The sequence below is a fragment of the Treponema sp. OMZ 857 genome (assembly GCF_024181085.1).
Lineage (GTDB): Bacteria > Spirochaetota > Spirochaetia > Treponematales > Treponemataceae > Treponema.
The window spans coordinates 1,279,640-1,298,594 of record NZ_CP051147.1 but is presented as its reverse complement, the minus strand read 5'-3'; the positions used below and the strand labels follow the sequence as shown (position 1 = coordinate 1,298,594).

Genomic DNA, 18,955 nt, shown 5'->3' with positions numbered 1-18,955 from the left:
CTTGGCGTCGGGGTATGTTGATTTTTCGCTTGAAAAAAATGTCTTTTTTTTATTGCATAAAAAAATATGGAAAAAAATGAAAATGAAACGGTCTTAATGATAAGGAGGCAGTTATGGAAAATCTTGTTGTAAACTGGCACATTACAGAAAAATGTAATTATCACTGTAAGTTTTGTTTTGCAAAATGGAATCATCAAGATGAAATATGGGATAATTTTGATAATGTGAAATCTATTTTAGAACAGCTCCGTTCAATTTGGAAATCGGGTTACAGATTGAATTTTGTAGGTGGTGAGCCGCTGCTTTTTCCAGAAAAGATTCTGCCTGTAATGAAATATGCAACAGGTTTAGACATGGATATTTCTGTTCAGACAAATGGAACAAATCTTGAAATACTTGAAACCATAATAAGAAATATCAGTCAGATAGGGATTTCAATTGATTCATGGAATAACGATAAAAATAAGAGTATTGGACGATGCTGTGGCACAAAAGCTCTTACTAAAGATGAATTGCTTGCAAAAATCAATTTACTAAGAAATGCAGGTGGAACATTCAAGTTAAAAATCAACACCGTTGTAAGTGAATGGAACTGGGATGATATTGTAGTTCCTCAGATGAGAGAACTTGGCTGCAATCGCATAAAAATCCTTAAGCAAATGCCTTTTGGAAATTCAAAAGGAATCTCACAGGAACAGTTTTATACTTTCTTAAGGAATAATTATCGAGAAGCTCTTCCAATATATATCGAAGACAATGAATTAATGACTGAAAGTTACTTGATGATTGCTCCAAACGGGAAACTTTTCCAGAACGGGAATAAAAATAATTACGTTTACAGTGAAAGTCTTTTAACTACGGATTTCAGCGATGCTTTAGAGCAAATAAATTTTGACATTGAAAAATTTGATTCACGATATAGATCTGATCATACGGATTTGATTTTGAAAAGAGTTCTCAGCAAAGAAAAGATTGCATAAAAAATGTCCGAATTTTATGGCTGAGAAAACTAACGGTGCAGAGTACCTTTAACATATGAAACTTCAGGAGGTATTGCTATGGGTGAATATAAAAAATTAAGAGAGAAATTAAAAGAGATTTTAAAAAAACAGAAACACTATCTTAGTGAAAAACAGATAAAGGAACTTTACGCACTCAATTTCTATTATGAAACAGCAGGAGGTTCCGGTCATCCAAAATTAATTTACTATAAAAATGGTAAAAAGCTTGTTTTTCCAATTAGTTCTACCCCAAGTGATAAAAGAGGCTATTTGAACTGGATTAGCCGGGTAATCCATATAATTGCAGTAGTTGAAAAAGGATAAAAGTGGGCGTTTCCCCACAGACGTTATTGAATGCCGTCTGGATACGTATTTACTCACGTAAAAATCTAACCGAAAGGCTTCCGGTTACTCAAGTAAAAATCTAACCATAGCACTCTATGTCCAAGGCTGAGCCATAGAGATAAGTTTACGCTGCAAGTATTGCGTTGTTTCAAGCAGCTGTTGTAAATCCAAGTTGTTCTTCCTGCGGCACAGCTCAGCTTTTACCGCCTCGCTTACATCAGAGCTTTCCATCAGCCTGCAATACGGCGTCTTTGCCGTATCATATTTTTTTATGACCTTTGCGTCTATCCGTTTTTTTGCAATGATCTTCATTGAGGGAAAAAAGAAATTGACCAGTGTATTATACTGCTGATAAAGGTCAGCCATAACCATGCGTGCCGCTTCTCCCTCAAAGCGATAGTAACCGACGATGCGTCTTACGACACTGTCATTTTTCTGTTCAACAAAACAATTATCATTCTTTTTATATGATCTGCTCCGAGTGAAAATAACTTCATTACTTTTACACCATTGCAACAGCTGTGTATTTTTGAACTCACTTCCGTTGTCGCTATCAATACCTTTCATCTGAAAGGGCAGCTTCTCTTTCACATCTTCTATCGCTTCTTTTACCCAGCGGTGAGCTTTGTTTAAAAGTGCTCGGTTTTCTGTCCAGCCGGAATGGACATCGGTAAGGGTAAGCGTGCAAATATACTGTCCTTGGGTACTTATGCCGCAGTTGGCAACGGTGTCAACCTCAAAAAAACCCGGCTTACGTTCATCCCAATCGAAAAAGGTGCGGATGGGAATGAGCTTATTAAGATTCTTTGCAGGTCGTGTTGTTGAAATACCGCGGATGGAATGTTTTGGGATTTCCGGTTTGAGAATCCTGCCGACTGTCGCGCTTGATATGCGGGCGAGTTTTGCTTTCAGTTTTTCATCATAGCCGAACTTTTGAGCAAAGTAATCGATATTATCCCGAATGAACGGCACGAGCCGTTTTGCACACAGATACATCGAAAAAATCCACAGCCGGATGACTTCTTGTTGTACGTCTTGACCGTAGTATTTTTCATAGTTCCGCTTTTTACGTGTCTTTGTAATGACCTGTACGCTCTGTCTTGCGACATTGTTAAAGTGCGTGACCTTTACATATGCACTATTTTTCAGAACGTGAATGGCATACTTTCGATTGTAACCGGTTGTTGCGATAAACTCATCGATTATTTTCGTCTTGCTCTTTTTGCTTGCCGTACAGTAACGCTTCGCCGTCTCTTCGGTTAATTTCTTTTTCGTTTTCATGTCTAACCCCATTGCGCCCTTCCTTTGGGCTTCTATTTTGGGTTAGATTTTTACGTGATGCACCGCTTCTTTTTCGGTTAGATTTAACGTGATGCAACAGGGCTTCAGCATGAAAGAAAAGTATAGTAAAGTAACGTTATGGTGGAAGGGATATTATTTGAACAAGTAGAAGACAGTCGGCAAGACTGGAAAGTAAAGCATTCGATAAGTGAAATACTGATGGTAGTAATGTGTGGAGTAAGTGCCGGAGAACGAAGCATCTATGGGATTCGAGAGTTTGCGCGGCTAAAAGAACAATGGTTGCGAGATGTTATCGGTCTTAAACTGCCGAATGGACTGCCTTCATATGATACGGTACGGCGAGTACTAGGAATGTTAGATCCAAAACAGTTTCAAAGTGTATTTATTCGCTGGATAGAAGAAGAACTCGATATTCCAGTAGGCAGTTATGTCAGTTTAGATGGAAAAAGTCTAAGAGGAAGCGGGTTGAAAGAAGTCGGCATAGATCCATTGCATCTGTTACACGCTTATAGCCATGAATTGGGAGTCGTTATCGGACAGATGGAATGCAGCAGCGAAAAGACGAACGAAATACCAATCGCTGAAAGGCTGATACAGATACTCAAAATCAAAGGCGTCATTATAACCGCTGATGCAATGCTATGTCAGAAAGAAATAGTGAAAAAGATTGCAAAAGATAATGATTATATTCTGGCTCTTAAAGGAAATCATCCGCTTATGGAGCAGGAGGTAAAGGACTTCTTTCTTAGTCCTGCACCATCGACTCGGATCGTCCATACGACCTTTGATAAAGGGCACGGGAGAATAGAAAGGCGAATATATAGCCTTGATACCAACATAGAATGGTTTGAAGATAAAAAGGAGTGGAAGCACCTTGCTGCATTCGGTATGGTCGAAAGCATTGTAACGAGGAAGGGGAAAGAATGCCGTGAAATTCGCTATTTTATTACGAGTCTTACAGATGTAAAACAATTTGCAAAGGGAGTACGCAGTCATTGGGCGATAGAAAATAACTTACATTGGTGTTTAGATGTGTTGTTTTCTGATGATGCCTGTACTGTTCTTGACCGGAATGCAGCAGAAAACCTAGCTATTATCAGAAGAATTGTCTACAATAGAATTAAGATGCTTTCTAAAATGGATACGCTCAGTATGGGCAAGCGCGCTTGCATCTACGACGATAATTTTAGAGCTCAGATCCTTTTTTCATGCTGAAGCCCTGCGTGATGCAATGCGGGATATTGCATCTTTCTTCTGATTGTAGTAAACTCCGTCTTACAGTGTAATATTACGTTGTAATATTACAGCAAAAAAGATAGCTATCGGTATAGTATCCTGTACCGGTCAATAGATTCTGGCGGAGGGTGATTGTATACCAAGGAATTTTCAGCAAACACACGAAAATCTGCTGCAATGTGCAAAAGAGCAGTTTTTAGCATTCGGCTTTGAGCGGGCAAGCATTCGGGAAATTTGCAAGGAAGCTCATGTAACCAACGGCGCATTCTATAATCATTTTACGGATAAGGAAGCGCTCTTCGGCGCCATAGTAGACCCGGTTTTTCAAACTATTTCTCAAATGTATAACGATGCCGCAGCGGAGCAGTTCGCATTAGTAAAAAACGATGATCTTTTACAGCTGTGGAGACATGAAGAAGAAACCTTGTGCAGCATGATCGAGTATATCTACGCACATTTTGAAATATTTCAGCTTTTGCTGATGTGTTCAGCCGGTACAAAATACGCAGATTTTCAAGATATGGTGGTACGTGCCGAAATGCGGGAAACTAAAAAGTTCCTTGTCGAATTAAAGCGGCGGGGTATTCCTTTTCGGGATTTGGAAGATGATGAATGGCATATCCTTGTGCATGCGCATTATGCTTCCCTTGCCGAACTTGTGTTGCACAATTATCCAAAAGAAACCGCATTAAAATATGCTCATACGCTCGCCGCTTTTTTTGAGGCGGGGTGGAAAGCGGTTTTAGGGTTCCGTAATGGGAGAATAAAACTACGGCAGCGATTTTGATCTATCAGGAGGTAGTAGGCATCTTTTAACAACTCTGGTTAGATTTTTTATAGAGAGGAGAATATATGGATATTTTAAAAAAGCATATCGGCGCAATCATCTTTTCGGTGGTTGTCGCAATTATCGGTGTTGCGTGCAGCATTGTGCCCTACTTTGCTGTTGCATCTATTGTGACACAGCTGATAAACGGCGCAACGGATTACCGCATTTTCTTACCGTATGCAGGACTTATTTTTGCAGGCTTTGCCGGGGCGATTATCGGACATTCGGTATCTACCATTGGTTCGCACAATCTGGCATTCAGCATTATTGAAGATACGCGGAAGCGGGTGGTGGAAAAATTAAGCCGTCTTTCGATGGGTACGATAGAAGAAAAAAGCAGCGGCAAGTGGTCTCAGTTTGTGGTAGAAACGGTGGATAAAATGGAAAAGCCGATTGCGCACGTTATCCCCGAAGTACTTGCCAACGTTATCATTCCGATTGTTATTGTCGTTATCATTTTTATACTGAACTGGAAGATCGCTCTTGCAAACCTCGTAACGCTGCCGCTCGGTATGCTCTTTTCGATGCTGATGATGAAAGACTATGAAGCAAAATCGAAACGGTACATCGAAGCATCGAAAAAAATGAATGCCGCTGCGGTCGAATATATTCAAGGGATAAAAGTGATCAAGGCGTTTAACAAATCGGCATCATCGTATGATAAATTCCAAAAAGCGGTGGAGGATAACCGGGACTCAATGCTCGACTGGTATTTGAGCGTGTGTTTTGCGATGACCGCTGCGATGGAAGTGCTGCCGTCTACGCTCCTTGTCGTACTGCCGGTCGGCTTGTATCTGTTTATGACCGGCGGCATTACACTGCCGGTGCTGATTATGTGCGTGCTGCTTTCTTATGCGTCATATAAACCGCTCCTTAAAGCAATGGCGTACATGGACACAATGGCGAATGTGCGTGTTGTGTTCGGTGAGATACAGTCGGTACTCGATTTACCGGAGCTGGTTCGGCAAGACACCGCCCCTGCACCGCACGGCTTTGATGTGCGCTTTGAAAATGTGGTATTCGGCTACGGCGGAGCGCTGTGCGAAACAGCCGGTGCCGCTGCCAAGGATCCTGCGGCAGGCAGCGCGGTAAACGGTGCAGCTGCCAAAGACAGCACAAAGGTGTTCGATGGATTGAACTTTACCGCCAAAGAAGGCGAGCTGACTGCGATTGTCGGTTCTTCCGGCAGCGGCAAGTCTACCATTGCAAAACTGCTGGCAGGCTTTTGGAATATCGACAGCGGACACATCACCATCGGCGGTGCTGATATCGGGAGTATGAGCTTGGAACGGAATATGCAGTTGGTTACCTACGTGTCGCAGGAAAACTTTTTGTTCAATAAGACCATTCGGGAAAACCTCAAGATGGCAAAAGAAGATGCAACCGATGCGGAAATCGAAGCAGCTTGTACGAAAGCCAGCATCCACGACTTTATCAAAAGCCTGCCCGACGGGTATGATACCAATGCGGGAAACGCAGGCAGCAAGTTTTCAGGCGGCGAGCGGCAGCGGCTCACCATTGCCCGTGCCTTACTGAAAGACAGTCCCATTGTGGTACTCGACGAGGCAACCGCCTACTCCGACCCGGAAAACGAAGCCATTATCCAGCAGTCTATCGATAACCTCGTAAAAAATAAGACCGTTATTATGATTGCGCACCGGCTTTCTACGATTGTCAATGCCGATAAAATCATCGTACTGGATAAAGGGAAAATCGCCGCTGAGGGAACGCATACCGAACTGTTACAGCGTTCACCGCTCTATCAAAAAATGTGGCAGTCCCATATCAGCAGCAGGGATAATTAAGAATTATATTGGAGTAATATATGATACGAACTATACAGCTAACAGACGCAAAGGCTATTCGGGATATCAGCGAGTTTTCGCTTGGGTATAAAACAACGGAAGCGGTAACCGAACGGCAGATTGCAAAACTCATCTCCGATAATCGGCATTTTATACGGGTATACGAAGATGATGAAACGCACACTGTGGTAGGCTTTATTCATGCCGAAGCGTATGAATTACTGTTTGAAGAAGCGGGGTTCAACATTTTAGAATTGGCAGTCAGTTCCGAACACCAGCACAAGGGTATCGGCAAACAGCTGTTGGGTGCTGTAGAAGCTGAAGCTGCTGCACGGCACTACCGCTTTATCCGCCTCAACTCCGGTGAGCACCGCACGGAAGCCCATGCGTTTTATGAACACTGCGGCTACGAATGTACCAAGCTGCAAAAACGCTTTATAAAGGAATGGTAAAACTATGTTTGATTTATTGAAGAAGATTTACGCGATTGCGGGGAAGCAATCAAAGCGCATAACAATGATGTTTATTTGCGATATGATCAAAAGCATATTCGAAGGCTTTACGCTCGGCGGGCTTGGGTATTTTTTGCTAACACTGAGCCGTGCAGTGTTTCAATCTCAGCCGGTTACACGGAGTAATATTATCACGGTGTTCTGCATTATGCTCGCCGGCATCACGGGAAAAATCATTTTCGGCTATATTTCAGACCGGAATAAAAATATCGCCTCGTATACGATGGGGGCGGAGAACCGGCTTGTCATCGGAGATAAACTGAAAAACGTACACATGGGATATTTTTCCGAAAGTAAACTCGGCGATATTTCGGGAGCGTTGACAACGGTGATTTCTGATGTTGAAACAATCGATATGATGATTCTCGAAATGATGTTTGCAGGCAGCATTCAAACGGTGATTATGGCGCTGTTTGTTTTCCCGTATGATATGACAACCGGCGGTATCATTTTTATCACCCTTGTTACTGCAATCCTGTTCAACTCTGTGTTTCAAAAAAAGACCGATGCGGTAACGACAAAACTGACGGAGCTGAAGCTGCAACTGCATACCGATGTTCTGGAGTATGTGCAGGGGATCGGTGTGGTCAAGGCGTTCGGCAGAACCAGCGAAGCGATAAAAAACGTGACGGAGAGTATTAAAAAAAGCAAAACCGGTTTCTTTGCGGTAGAAAAGACACTGATGCCTTCATTGCTGGTTTTTTCGCTCCTGCTTAAACTGGGGACAACCATAATTATTGTAAGTGCCTTATATCGGTATTCAGCTGGAGCGATCGATGTGGAAAAAACGCTGATGCTGATTGTTGCGAGTTTTGTGGTATTCGGCGGGTTTGAAATAGCCGGTACAATGCAGCGGATGCGCGGTGTTGCGGTGCAGAATTTGGATACGCTTTTTACAGTTAAAAATATTCAAGCCTTACCGGAAGGTTCGCTCCTGCCGCAGGGAAACGACGATATCACTGTCAAAAATGTTACCTTCGGCTACGGCGGAAAGGAGCAGCCGGAAGAAAAACTTTTCCGCAATGTGGATATGAGTATTCCGAAAAACAGTGTAACAGCCTTGGTTGGGTATTCCGGTTCGGGAAAGACCAGTTTGTGTCAGCTGATTGCCCGCTTTTGGGATGTTAATTCAGGGGAAATAAAACTCGGTGATACCAATATCAAGGATTTTGCGTACGATGCGTTTTTATCGAACTTTACATTTGTATTCCAAGATGTGTACTTGTTTGAAGACACGATAAAGAACAACATTAAATTCGGAAAACCGGATGCAACTGACGAAGAAGTTATTGCAGCGGCAAAAGCAGCGCAGTGTCACGACTTTATTATGGAACTGCCGAACGGTTACGATACCGTACTGCAGGAAGGCGGCAGCAATCTTTCAGGCGGGGAGCGCCAGCGTATTTCCATTGCGCGTGCAATGCTCAAACCGAGTTCCATTGTCATCCTCGACGAAGCGACTTCTAGTGTCGATCCCGAAAACGAAGAAAAACTGATGAGCGCCCTCGATGAATTGTTAAAAAACAAAACCGCAATCATCATCGCACACCGGCTTTCAACTATCAAAAATGCCGATCAAATATTCGTCATGGATAAGGGCAATATCGTCCAGCACGGCACCCATGCCGAACTCGTGCAGCAAGACGGTATTTATGCACGCTTTGTCGGTATGCGGGAAACTGCTGCTGCATGGAAGGTGTAAAATAATTGATAATGTTCTAATGTGTAATTGGTAATTAGTGCAATCCTTAAGTATACAACATTACCAATTATACATTGACTGAATTATCCGGCTGTACGAAATTTTGACGGAAGTGTGAGGTATATATTGACAAGTGTTACAGTTAAAGAATTGTTGAATAGCGACAAACCCGAAGAGCTATTGGAAGCGGCATACCCGTTTGCCCATCTGATGATGCAGTATCGCTGTGCTATGCGAGAGGTTCAAACAAAACTGGAAGTCCTTAATACTGAGCTGTCGATGGACCAAGACCGTAATCCTTTTGAATCCATCACCTGTAGAATCAAAAAACCGATCAGTATTCTCGGCAAATTAAAAAAGATGGGACTGGATGTATCGCTCGAAAATATCGAACGTCATTTACATGACGTGGCGGGCATTCGGGTTATCTGCACGTTTCAAAAGGACATCTATATCCTTGCCGATAAATTGTGCGCACAAGATGATATAAAACTGCTTGCCCGCAAAGATTACATTAAAAATCCAAAACCGAACGGGTACCGCAGCCTGCATCTGATTGTCGAAATTCCTGTTTTCTTCGCAGAGGGAAAAAAGTACATGCAGGTAGAAGTACAATTCCGTACAATCGCGATGGACTTTTGGGCAAGTGTCGAGCATAAGATATATTACAAAAAAGACATCGACCGTAACACCGCTCAAATTACGGAAAAGCTCCGGCTCTGTGCGGAAAACATCAACCTGATTGCAACGGAATTGGAAGATATCAGCAGAGAAATAGAAATACAAGAAGAACAGGATCGTCCGCTAGCCTAACAGTCCGATGCGTTTATACTGACATTTCCTATTGTGCTATTCCTTTTGCAATAAACACTTCTTGCCAAAATGCATTTTCTGCTGTGATTGTTACAATACCATCAAGCGTATTGGTCCCTTTGCTGATATACACATCGATTCCGTTTACTTCAAATTTATCATAGTTATTAAAGTCTTTCGGCATTCCGACAAGCACGGTCGGATCTACAATAGTACCGCCTCACGATGCTCCCATCGCGATACAATACACAGCAGTCGCTTGTTGCTTACTCAGCGCTGCATGTGCTTTATCGTCAATCACCACATGCGCAACAGGCCTTTCGGCCCATACAGCGGTTTGTGTACGTTTATCCGCCGTACAAGTTTGAGCGGTATCTTGCCGTGCCTCACGTTTACATGCAATAGAGCCTAATATCAGCAAAACCAAACATACATACGAAAAAATTTTTTTATATAGTATCATCGTTAACTCCTCTAAACCAGAATCACCGCCTCTGTTTATACCTCAACCTTTCTTTTTAAAAGCCATGCCGAAGCAAAAAAACATGCGATACCTATCCCCAGTGAAATAAACGTCGAAACGATAGGGACGTTAACAACCATACTCGGATATGATGCAATCTGTGCTGTATACTTAATACCGGATACGGTAATGGGACAATAGGAACCTAACGCCCGTCCGACCATTGCCTCAACTCTTCCTGTCAAAAAGAGCGTACCGGTAAAAATAAGAATAAAGCCTACAGTCCAGACTCCCCGCATCCGTTTAATATTAAAGGAACGCATCACCGTTTGAACGGCAAGCGCAACATTTCCGATAAATATGAATGACACTAAAGAGCCGAACAGCATGAGAGCAAGGAGCGGAAAATTTTTAAGGAAAATAAGAGTAAGAATATCTCCCGCAACACGAAAAAACTGCTGACTCGTAAAACCGATATAATGATATGTCCACCCTATTCCAACTGCTATTAAAAAGGCTCCTGAGACAAACATACAAATCAGCAATTCGGCAAGGCCGCATAGTATTCTGCCGAGTAATATGAATTCGGTACGAACCGGCAGTGTCAGCATAAGATAGCTCTCATCGGTAAATAGCAATGTCCGTGCGTAACCGCTGCTGCAACGAATAAATAGGAAGAGCGGAATTACCGTTAAGACTATCACGGTAAGTACAAACCATAACATATAAAACCCGTTAAATATGTTTTTAGTAAAGGCTAAAAAGAGCAGCTCAACACCGCTCATACATGCCATAACGGCACAGCTTAAAATAATACTCGGCAGCCGCTGCAAAAAAGTATATTTAAAAATCCGGTTCATTTATTTCCCCTTTAGCCGAAAATTTCGAGATACAACTGATACATCGATTTTTGATGCGCTTCCCTTAGTTGTTCCGCATTGCCTTGCATGGCAATTGTTCCTTTGCGCAAAAAAGCGACATCGGTAAACACATGCTCAACATCCGTAACCAGATGGGTACTGATGATAATTGCACTGTTTTCCGTCCATGTTTTAATGATCGTTTTGATAATCCTTTCACGGGCAACAGGATCGGTGCCTCCTAACGGCTCATCAAGCACGAACAGCTTTGCCGCCCGCGAAAAAGTGAGCGTTAAATTCATCTTTTCGATCATACCTTTCGACATTGTTTTAATCGTTTGCTTTTGCTCGAGTTCCATGAATTCAAGCAATTCCAAGGCTTTATTCCGGTCAAAGTCATCAAAAAAATCCTGATAAAACTGAATAACATCGAGTGCAGTCATCCGCGGATACAAGCAATTCCGGTCAGGTAAAAACGACACCATACGCTTTGTTTCAAGCCCAATCGGTTGACCGCACACCCGAACATCGCCGGAGGTTGCATGGAGCAATCCTGCAATAATCTTCAAAAAAGTTGTTTTGCCCGAACCGTTCGGCCCGAGCAACCCGAGTATCGAACCTTCTTCTATCGCCAAAGAAATACCATTCAAGACAGGTTTGGTAAAATAGGATTTCTTTAGCCCGTCTACCTCTAAAATAACACTCATATTATAAACTCCCTTCTTATTTGCCCACGCAAAAGCCTGAGAATATTTTATCTAAGATATCATCGGAGCGCACTTCGCCGGTAACGCTTCCAAGCGCATGCACCGCCTCTTCCACATCCTGAATGACGGCATCGAGCGGATATCCGCTGCGTCCTGCTTCAAGCGCATGGCGTGTTGCTTCAAGCGCGGCGGTTACCGCTTCCTTTTGCCGCTCCGTCCCGAGCGAGATGCCTGCGTCCTGCATCGGCAGCGCGGTATCCGCCGTAAGGAGCCCGGCAACCGTATCGATCAGCGTATCGAGACCGGCTCCCGTTTTCGAGCTCAAACTCACGGCGGGATACCGCTGCAAAGCCGCCGGCAATGGTTCCGTTTGCCCCTTATCCGCCTTGGTTTGCACGATAATCAGCGGCACGGTATTCCGTTCGATAAACGCACTATCTTCTTCGGCCGGCGGCTTTGTCCCGTCAATCAGATACAGCACAATGTCGGCTGCCGATGCCAGTTCAACGCTGCGCTGCACGCCTATCGCTTCGATTGTATCTTCCGTAGCGCGGAGACCGGCAGTGTCGAAAATATGTGCAGGAATACCTTTAAAATCGAGTTCAGCTTCAAGCCAATCACGGGTTGTTCCGTGAATATCAGACACGATAGCGCGATCTTCTTTTAACAGCGCATTAAAAAGAGAAGATTTTCCTGCGTTTGTTTTGCCTGCAAGCACAAGGCGCACACCTGCCTGATATATTTTTTCCGTTTGCCACGAATCGGCGAGCTGCTGCAAGGCCGAAAGAGGTTTTTTCAGAAGTGCTTCGTTAAAACTGTCTGCAATCGTTTCCTCATCTTCGGGATATTCGATGCCCACTTCAAGAGCGGCAAGAGCTGTCATTAAATCTGTTTTGATTGTTTCAATTTCACGGAATACGGTACCGGAAAGCCGGCCGGCAGCCTTTTGCTGCGCCGTATTTGTTTTTGAATCGATAATTTCCCGCACCGCTTCCGCGCGGGTTAAATCCGTTTTGCCGTGTATAAACGAACGAAAGGTGAACTCGCCTCGCTCCGCTTCACGGAAGCCGTTTTTGATGCAGAGACGATAAATCGCTTTTACTACACCTGCCCCGCCGTGACAGAGGATTTCAACGGCATTTTCACCGGTATTGCTTTTCGGAGCACGATACACGCAGAGGACAACCTCATCGACTTTCACCCCCTCATCGTGTATCCACCCGTATACCAGCGTATGCCCCTCTGCCTGCAACAATGCCTGCGGACGGGAAAAAAAACGGGAAATAAGCTCAAGGCTTCGAGTTCCCGATGTCCGCACAATACCGAGCGCAGCAGGCGCCAATGCTGTTGCAATAGCGGCAATTTCGTCATCAAGCGTATAATTCAAAAAGCAGTATCCTTTAGTGCTTGAGAGGAAAGAGTTTAACAAAGTTTTTCAAAATAACTGCCGGAGCAGGTTGTGCATCCAAGGTTATGAGCAGTTTTTTATTTTGATAAAACTCTATTAAAGGAAAGGTTTGCTCTCGATAGGTTTCAAGCCGCTTTACAATTGCTTCTATTTTATCATCCTCGCGGATAACCAGTGTACCGCGGCAGTTGTCGCAAACACCTTCGACCTGTGGTTTCATAAACTCAATATGAAAGTTCTTACCGCACGAGGGACACAGCCGCCTGCCTGACAACCGTTTTATTACTGCTTCATCCGAAATATCAAAATTGATGACAGCATCAAGATCGCAAAAACCTTCCAATATTTCCGCCTGTGCAATCGTACGCGGGAAACCGTCTAAAATAAACCCGTTCCGGGCATCATCATGAGTAAGACGCTCTTTTACCAAAGCAGCCGTTATTTCATCATCAACAAGCGCACCGGAATCGATAATCTTTTGAATTTTTTCCCCTAATGGAGTATGATTCTTGATAGCAACACGGAACATAGATCCCGTAGAAATATGAGGAATACCGTAATATTTTGCAGCCTCCAACGCCAATGTTCCCTTTCCGGCCCCCGGAGGACCTAAAAAAACCAATTTCATATATAACCTCTAAACGAAGTTGTTATAGGGCATCTCTAAAAAACAGAGGTCTTTAGAGGCTTCCTATACTCTGCTAAAAAGATATAAATCGGGTAAAGTATGACAGCTTTCAACATCAAGATCCCGCTTTACACTTGCATCACTCACTAAACCGAGTTTAAAATGGTAGTGAATAGGATCATATCCATCCTTATCAGCATGAATATAAAAGTTAAAAATACGCTTTTCACCTAATTCCGATGCAAGTACGGGAAACGGCCAAAACGTATACGTGCCGGGCGTCTTATGAGAAATCGTATACGGATTATCCCACAGATGATTCATCTGTGCAACCAAGGTGTTTTCCAGATATAAAGCGACAGGTAAATCGGAAACGGGAGCAAATGTTTGACCGTCCAAGACTCGCCCCGTGATGGTTGGAAAATTAAATACATGACCGGAAGGCAGGACTTGTTCAGAGGACGTATGGGAACGCTTGGTACTCAAAACAGTTTTCATACCTTCAAACGCCAACGCTGAAACATCGGCAAGCAGCTGATTTTTTTCCGGCTGATCAATCTGCAAAAAATGCGCCATACCTCTACCGGAAGTCGTATACCGCGGCTTAATCCGGTTTAAAACATAACAAACCGTATCCAAACGGCATTGCATACAATTACAAGTAAACCATGATTCATTCTTTTCTTTTGCAGCATCGAAAACTTTATTCACTTCGTTGTATACGAAATCTTCCATAAGGTTATGTATTGTCATTACGAAGGCTCCTATTTAATCAGTGTAACGCAACATTATAGATTTTGCAAGCTGCTTCATAATAGTTTTTTACAGTTGTCTCAGACTGATTCCCATCACAAGCCCTGTAGCAATCATCGCGGTCCACAAAGAAGAACCTCCATACGACAGAAATAACAGCGGAATACCGGTAATCGGCATAAATCCCATCACCATCCCAATATTGACAACAAAGTGAAAAAAGAACATCCCCACAACACCGGAGACAATGAGTTTTCCGAATAAATCACTTGTTTTTTGAATGATAAGAATCATCCGTAAAAAAATGATTGCATAAAGTCCAAAGACCAAAAGTCCGCCGAGGAACCCCCACTCTTCCGATAGAATACTGAAAATAAAATCGGTACTCTGTTCCGGCAAAAAGCGGTAATGGCTTTGCGTTCCTTTTAGAAAACCTAAACCGGATCGCCCTCCCGAACCGATTGCCGTCATCGATTGGAGGATATGCCAACCTGCACCACGCGGATCGCTATTGGGATCCAAAAAGATGATCAAACGCTTCATCTGGTAATCTTTTAATACTCTGCTCCCAACCAATGCACCGGATAAAGCAACGGCGATAATGCCCAATACATAACCAATCCAGTAATAATACCGCTTTTTCAACAGAAGATATCCGATTGCAGCAATAATCCCTGCCCCGACAACAGAAAAAATAATCAACAAGGTAATATTTTTATTACCTAATACTTTAACTGCGAAAGAAGATTTGCGTAAAATAGTCCGTTCCCAAAGGGGCAGTAGCGTAAAAATGAGCGTACAGACCGTTGTACCCAATAAACCAAACACATACCGAAGCGGGAAACCGGCTATAAAGCTCATGATTAAAAAAATGGGAAGATATACGGAAGCCGTTCCAAGATCGGGCTGCAGTAGTATCAACCCCATCGGTACAAACATAATAATCGCAGCCTTGACAAACCGGCGGAATTCGGGCTCATTCTGAGATCTTGATAGATACCAAGCAAGAAATAAAATATAAATAATTTTTGTAAATTCGGAAATTTGTATACCGAAATCTCCGATTCCGATCCAGCTCCGTGCTCCTTTAACGGTTTTTCCGAACAATCTTGTATACACCAATAAGAGCATTGTAATAATATAAATCAATAAAGCACGATCGGCGATTTTAGTATAATCGTATACCGCTACCGCAAACAGTAAAATCAATCCCGACACAACCCAAATGAGCTGTTTAATATATTCATGCGAAATCGATATACCATCGGAATTAACTCCGGAAGAATAGATAAAGAGGATGCCGATAACCGACAAGCTGATTACAGCTAAAAACAGTACATAATCAAAATTAGTAATATGTCTCAGATTCATTCTTGCCTTACCCTTACAGCCGGTAAAAAGCTCTTACCGCCGAGAGCTTCAAGAGCTTCTTCATATGTTTGATCCGCAAAGATACCCTGAAAGATAATATTTGTAGCATAGGGTGCCCACCACTCCCATTTATTCTGGGCTTCAACCAGTACAACAACTATAACAGCGTCTTCTGCCGGAGCATTGTAAGGCCCATAAGCAACCATCCATGAATGCCATCGATCGGAGAAGCCTACTTCTGCAGTACCGGTTTTTCCGGCAAGCTGCACGATTTTATTACGCATTGGGTATTGAGCCGTTCCATCCGTAATGGTGTACCGCATATCCGCCCGCACCTGAGCGAATATATCGGGAGGAATATCACTTTGCTGCAATATCTCCGGTTTCTTTTCATATATAAGTTCGTTAGTACCGGGTGCTCTGACTTCTTTTAACAAATGCGGTTTATAGATTACTCCGTTGTTAACAACCATTGCTACCATATTTGCAACTTGTAAGGGCGAAGCAAGCATAAATCCCTGTCCGATCGACATATTCATCGTATCCCCGCCAAGCCATTTTTCATGGAATTGACGTTCCTTCCATACGGGATTAGGCACTTCGCCAACTGCTTGGCTCGGTAAATCGATTTCGGCAGACTTACCGTATCCGAAATCGCGGACATAATCGACCATCTTATCGATGCCGAGGTTATCACGGCATACCGTCCAATAATAAATATCGCAAGACTGTGCCAATGCATTCCTTAAATCAAGATACCCGTGTCCGGCACGTTGATGGCAACGGAATAAGTGATTACCGTATTCTACTTTACCGGAACACTGCACTTTTTTTTCGGGAGGAAACGCTTTTTCCGCCAGAATTGCAGTAGACATAGCGATTTTAAAAGTCGAAGCCGGAGGATAGCTTGCATTCACCGCCCTGTTCAACAGCGGATTACGGGGATCATGCAAGACCTGCGCATACATTTCATTCCCATTATCATTCAAAAAAAGATTGGAATCAAAGGATGGATACGAAACAAGCGCAAGGATTTCTCCTGTTGCCGGCTTTAGTACTACGGCAGCACCGATACGCTGACCAAGCGCATTTTCCGCAAGCTTTTGAATTTTCCGGTCGATGGTTAAAATAAGATTATTTCCCATTTTAGGAGGAATAAATGCGGTGTTGCTCTCAATTAACCGCCCGCTTGCGTCAACTGTGCGATATTCGCTGCCGTCCTCTCCGCGTAACCACTCATCATAGTATTTTTCGATACCGGCCTTACCGATTGAAGTATTTGCCGTATAGCCCTTGTTATACAACTCCTTGAGTTCTTCTTTTGTTATATCACCGACATAGCCGAGAATATGAGAAAACGATCCCGTCTCAACATAGTTGCGCACCGGTTTTGAATGCCACGAAACTCCCGGCAATTCATCGATATTTTCTGCAAGAGACGTAATGACTTCATAAGGAAGGTTAGACCTTATCTCGATACTTTGAAAGGAATTACGCTTCGCCGGCAATTTTTTTTCGATCTCTACAACGGGAATCCGCAAAATATTTGCAAGACGCACCATAACCGTTGAAAATGACTTTTTCGGAATTTCTCCCGGAGTTACCGACACGGCAAAGGTGTTGGTACTAAGTACCATCGGGACGTTTGCATTACGGTCAAATATTTCTCCACGCTGTGCGGGAATACGTTCGGAACGCTGAGATATTGTCTGAGACTGTCTTCTAAACTGATCACCTTGAACGATCTGCATCGTAAACAATCGAAACAGATATATCACTAAAATACAGAAAACAAAAACACTAAAAAATTTCAGCCGTTTATCAACTTGTTGAAAATCCTGCTCATACATGGAACTCAGCACTCCCTTATTTCAAACGCATTCGGAAATAAACCTAACAGCATAAATAATGCCGGCGCACAGAGGGCATTTTCTGCAACTTCAATCCAAAAGGGGGCTGCGAGCAGGTTATAAACCTGAATACTTTGTCCGAACAGTACATGTAACACGAATAGCATCCCAGCTTTTAAAAATGTTGCCGAAAGCCCGAGTATCAATGGGAAAAAGAAGCGACGCACATTATATTTCCCGTACAACATACCATAAAGAAATCCGAGTACGGTAAATACAAATGAATGGAGTCCCATCGGCGCCAATGAAAGAAAATCAAAAATGAGTCCGGAAAAAAAACCTGCTGTAATGCCGGGAACAGTACCGTTATACAGCGCAATATACACGACAAGAAGTAAAATTAAATCCGGCAATGCCGGCAATAATTGAATATGGGACAAAATCGCTGTTTCAAACACACCGAGTAAAAAGGCAGTTGCAATCGTCCACAGAATAACTTTTCTCACTGTACCGCCTCCCCATTAGAACCCGATAAATCCAGCACAAACACATAGTCCAACCGTGAGAAATCGATAATCGGCTGTACCGCCAACTCAAGATAGGTTTCATAATCATGCACCTTAATACCGGTTACAATACCGATAGGACTGTCTTTCGGGAATAGATTGTTTTCCCCCGATGCAAGAATTCTGTCACCGATAGCGATTTCGTCTTTTGCCCGTTTTTGTACATACTTCATAGTAAGCGGAAGATCGGCAGTACCCTGTCCGTTGATCAAGCCCCGATGTTTTGTTGTTTGAACGGAAGCGGCAACATAACACTGATAATCATATATTGGGATGATCATACTGCTGTCGCGACCGGTTTGTACGATTTTTCCTACTAAGCCGACATTGCTGCCCTGGAATGCCAACACCGGCATATTCTTACGCACACCGTGCTTTGTTCCGCGGTTAATGATAATACCGGAATAGAGGTTATCAGGATCAAATCCGACAACCTGCGCCGGAATATTTTTATAGATAATCGTATCCGCAAAACCGAGCAATTCCTTTAACTCTCTGTTCTCACGGCGTATGTCGGCATTTGACCGCTGCAAAAGCTCATAATCTTTAAGTTTTTCGCTCAACGCCACATACTTTGAACGAAGCTCGGCAAGCTCCCGCACAGCCGACACCGTATCCGTCACAAATGACGATACCGAATGCACGGCATTTTCCGTTCCGGCAGCAACTGAAAAACCGACCGATTTAAAATCGACGATAAATCGACCGCCGGAGAACGTCAGCAACACCGAAGATATGATAAGCAGCAAGATTAATAAAAAAACATCAAGCTTTATTTTAAATGAAAATTTCCTTTTCATTGTA

General features: G+C 43.2%; 19 protein-coding genes and 1 pseudogene. 9 read left to right on the top strand and 11 right to left on the bottom strand.

Features of this window, described 5'->3' with window-relative positions:
• Window positions 1-113: 113 nt before the first annotated feature.
• Together E4N66_RS05940 and E4N66_RS05935 are read left to right on the top strand one after the other, a co-directional pair.
• The gene (locus E4N66_RS05940; RefSeq protein WP_253729336.1) at window positions 114-980 is read left to right on the top strand and encodes a viperin family antiviral radical SAM protein; all 867 of its coding nucleotides are present in this window, start codon (window positions 114-116) and stop codon (window positions 978-980) included.
• A 78-nt stretch (window positions 981-1,058) separates the two neighbouring features.
• The gene (locus E4N66_RS05935) at window positions 1,059-1,325 is read left to right on the top strand and encodes a hypothetical protein (protein WP_253729335.1); all 267 of its coding nucleotides are present in this window, start codon (window positions 1,059-1,061) and stop codon (window positions 1,323-1,325) included.
• A gap of 114 nt (window positions 1,326-1,439) precedes the next feature.
• On the opposite strand, the gene E4N66_RS05930 is transcribed toward E4N66_RS05935, so the two are convergent.
• Window positions 1,440-2,639: an integrase catalytic domain-containing protein gene (locus E4N66_RS05930; protein WP_253729334.1), complete on the bottom strand. Its 1,200-nt coding sequence runs from the start codon at window positions 2,637-2,639 to the stop codon at window positions 1,440-1,442.
• A 126-nt stretch (window positions 2,640-2,765) separates the two neighbouring features.
• On the opposite strand from E4N66_RS05930, the gene E4N66_RS05925 reads away from it, so the two are divergent.
• From E4N66_RS05925 to E4N66_RS05900, 7 genes and pseudogenes are all read left to right on the top strand, one after another.
• On the top strand, window positions 2,766-3,863 hold the full coding sequence (locus E4N66_RS05925; protein WP_253728087.1) for an ISAs1 family transposase: 1,098 nt from the start codon (window positions 2,766-2,768) through the stop codon (window positions 3,861-3,863).
• Between the two features lie 136 nt (window positions 3,864-3,999).
• A pseudogene (locus E4N66_RS13120) lies at window positions 4,000-4,134 on the top strand (TetR/AcrR family transcriptional regulator); the annotation flags it as partial.
• A gap of 90 nt (window positions 4,135-4,224) precedes the next feature.
• A complete protein-coding gene (locus E4N66_RS05920; protein ID WP_235619692.1) occupies window positions 4,225-4,671 on the top strand; it encodes a hypothetical protein in 447 nt (148 codons plus the stop codon).
• A gap of 65 nt (window positions 4,672-4,736) precedes the next feature.
• Window positions 4,737-6,518 (top strand): ABC transporter ATP-binding protein, encoded by a 1,782-nt coding sequence (locus tag E4N66_RS05915; protein ID WP_044016118.1) that lies wholly within the window; start codon window positions 4,737-4,739, stop codon window positions 6,516-6,518.
• A 20-nt stretch (window positions 6,519-6,538) separates the two neighbouring features.
• Entirely contained in the window at window positions 6,539-6,970 is a 432-nt protein-coding gene (locus tag E4N66_RS05910; RefSeq protein ID WP_253729333.1) for a GNAT family N-acetyltransferase, read from the top strand.
• 4 nt (window positions 6,971-6,974) lie between these two features.
• Entirely contained in the window at window positions 6,975-8,732 is a 1,758-nt protein-coding gene (locus E4N66_RS05905) for an ABC transporter ATP-binding protein (RefSeq protein ID WP_253729332.1), read from the top strand.
• A gap of 126 nt (window positions 8,733-8,858) precedes the next feature.
• A complete protein-coding gene (locus E4N66_RS05900) occupies window positions 8,859-9,545 on the top strand; it encodes a GTP pyrophosphokinase (protein ID WP_253729331.1) in 687 nt (228 codons plus the stop codon).
• Between the two features lie 28 nt (window positions 9,546-9,573).
• Here E4N66_RS05900 and E4N66_RS13010 read toward each other — a convergent pair whose 3' ends face one another.
• From E4N66_RS13010 to mreC, 10 genes are all read right to left on the bottom strand, one after another.
• Window positions 9,574-10,008, bottom strand: a complete 435-nt coding sequence (locus E4N66_RS13010) for a CC/Se motif family (seleno)protein (RefSeq protein WP_305880152.1) — start codon at window positions 10,006-10,008, stop codon at window positions 9,574-9,576.
• A gap of 35 nt (window positions 10,009-10,043) precedes the next feature.
• Window positions 10,044-10,868 carry a hypothetical protein gene (locus E4N66_RS05885; protein WP_253729328.1) on the bottom strand — a complete coding sequence of 275 codons (825 nt, stop codon included), beginning with the start codon at window positions 10,866-10,868 and terminating at the stop codon, window positions 10,044-10,046.
• An 11-nt stretch (window positions 10,869-10,879) separates the two neighbouring features.
• Complete coding sequence (locus E4N66_RS05880) at window positions 10,880-11,575, bottom strand: ABC transporter ATP-binding protein (RefSeq protein ID WP_253672327.1); 696 nt, start codon at window positions 11,573-11,575, stop codon at window positions 10,880-10,882.
• Between the two features lie 16 nt (window positions 11,576-11,591).
• The gene (gene mnmE / locus E4N66_RS05875; RefSeq protein WP_253729327.1) at window positions 11,592-12,962 is read right to left on the bottom strand and encodes a tRNA uridine-5-carboxymethylaminomethyl(34) synthesis GTPase MnmE; all 1,371 of its coding nucleotides are present in this window, start codon (window positions 12,960-12,962) and stop codon (window positions 11,592-11,594) included.
• Window positions 12,963-12,975: 13 nt separating this feature from the next.
• A complete protein-coding gene (locus E4N66_RS05870; RefSeq protein WP_253729326.1) occupies window positions 12,976-13,611 on the bottom strand; it encodes an adenylate kinase in 636 nt (211 codons plus the stop codon).
• 63 nt (window positions 13,612-13,674) lie between these two features.
• Window positions 13,675-14,364: a late competence development ComFB family protein gene (locus E4N66_RS05865; RefSeq protein ID WP_253729325.1), complete on the bottom strand. Its 690-nt coding sequence runs from the start codon at window positions 14,362-14,364 to the stop codon at window positions 13,675-13,677.
• 69 nt (window positions 14,365-14,433) lie between these two features.
• Window positions 14,434-15,735, bottom strand: coding sequence for a rod shape-determining protein RodA (rodA, locus tag E4N66_RS05860; RefSeq protein WP_044016098.1), 1,302 nt, complete (start codon window positions 15,733-15,735; stop codon window positions 14,434-14,436).
• Window positions 15,732-17,585 (bottom strand): penicillin-binding protein 2, encoded by a 1,854-nt coding sequence (gene mrdA, locus E4N66_RS05855; RefSeq protein WP_253729324.1) that lies wholly within the window; start codon window positions 17,583-17,585, stop codon window positions 15,732-15,734. The genes rodA and mrdA overlap by 4 nt, the downstream gene beginning before the upstream one ends.
• A 5-nt stretch (window positions 17,586-17,590) precedes the next feature.
• Window positions 17,591-18,091, bottom strand: a complete 501-nt coding sequence (gene mreD / locus E4N66_RS05850) for a rod shape-determining protein MreD (protein ID WP_044016094.1) — start codon at window positions 18,089-18,091, stop codon at window positions 17,591-17,593.
• Window positions 18,088-18,951, bottom strand: a complete 864-nt coding sequence (gene mreC, locus E4N66_RS05845) for a rod shape-determining protein MreC (RefSeq protein WP_044016092.1) — start codon at window positions 18,949-18,951, stop codon at window positions 18,088-18,090. Before mreC ends, mreD begins: the two co-directional genes overlap by 4 nt.
• Window positions 18,952-18,955: the final 4 nt, after the last annotated feature.

Bases quoted from the DNA above. Each gene is read 5' to 3' on its own strand.
- E4N66_RS05940 (WP_253729336.1), top strand. From the start codon at position 114: ATGGAAAATCTTGTTGTAAACTGGCACATTACAGAAAAATGTAATTAT.
- E4N66_RS05935 (WP_253729335.1), top strand. From the start codon at position 1,059: ATGGGTGAATATAAAAAATTAAGAGAGAAATTAAAAGAGATTTTAAAA.
- E4N66_RS05930 (WP_253729334.1), bottom strand. From the start codon at position 2,639: ATGGGGTTAGACATGAAAACGAAAAAGAAATTAACCGAAGAGACGGCG.
- E4N66_RS05925 (WP_253728087.1), top strand. From the start codon at position 2,766: ATGGTGGAAGGGATATTATTTGAACAAGTAGAAGACAGTCGGCAAGAC.
- E4N66_RS05920 (WP_235619692.1), top strand. From the start codon at position 4,225: ATGTATAACGATGCCGCAGCGGAGCAGTTCGCATTAGTAAAAAACGAT.
- E4N66_RS05915 (WP_044016118.1), top strand. From the start codon at position 4,737: ATGGATATTTTAAAAAAGCATATCGGCGCAATCATCTTTTCGGTGGTT.
- E4N66_RS05910 (WP_253729333.1), top strand. From the start codon at position 6,539: ATGATACGAACTATACAGCTAACAGACGCAAAGGCTATTCGGGATATC.
- E4N66_RS05905 (WP_253729332.1), top strand. From the start codon at position 6,975: ATGTTTGATTTATTGAAGAAGATTTACGCGATTGCGGGGAAGCAATCA.
- E4N66_RS05885 (WP_253729328.1), bottom strand. From the start codon at position 10,868: ATGAACCGGATTTTTAAATATACTTTTTTGCAGCGGCTGCCGAGTATT.
- E4N66_RS05880 (WP_253672327.1), bottom strand. From the start codon at position 11,575: ATGAGTGTTATTTTAGAGGTAGACGGGCTAAAGAAATCCTATTTTACC.
- E4N66_RS05870 (WP_253729326.1), bottom strand. From the start codon at position 13,611: ATGAAATTGGTTTTTTTAGGTCCTCCGGGGGCCGGAAAGGGAACATTG.
- E4N66_RS05865 (WP_253729325.1), bottom strand. From the start codon at position 14,364: ATGACAATACATAACCTTATGGAAGATTTCGTATACAACGAAGTGAAT.
- rodA (WP_044016098.1), bottom strand. From the start codon at position 15,735: ATGAATCTGAGACATATTACTAATTTTGATTATGTACTGTTTTTAGCT.
- mrdA (WP_253729324.1), bottom strand. From the start codon at position 17,585: ATGTATGAGCAGGATTTTCAACAAGTTGATAAACGGCTGAAATTTTTT.
- mreC (WP_044016092.1), bottom strand. From the start codon at position 18,951: ATGAAAAGGAAATTTTCATTTAAAATAAAGCTTGATGTTTTTTTATTA.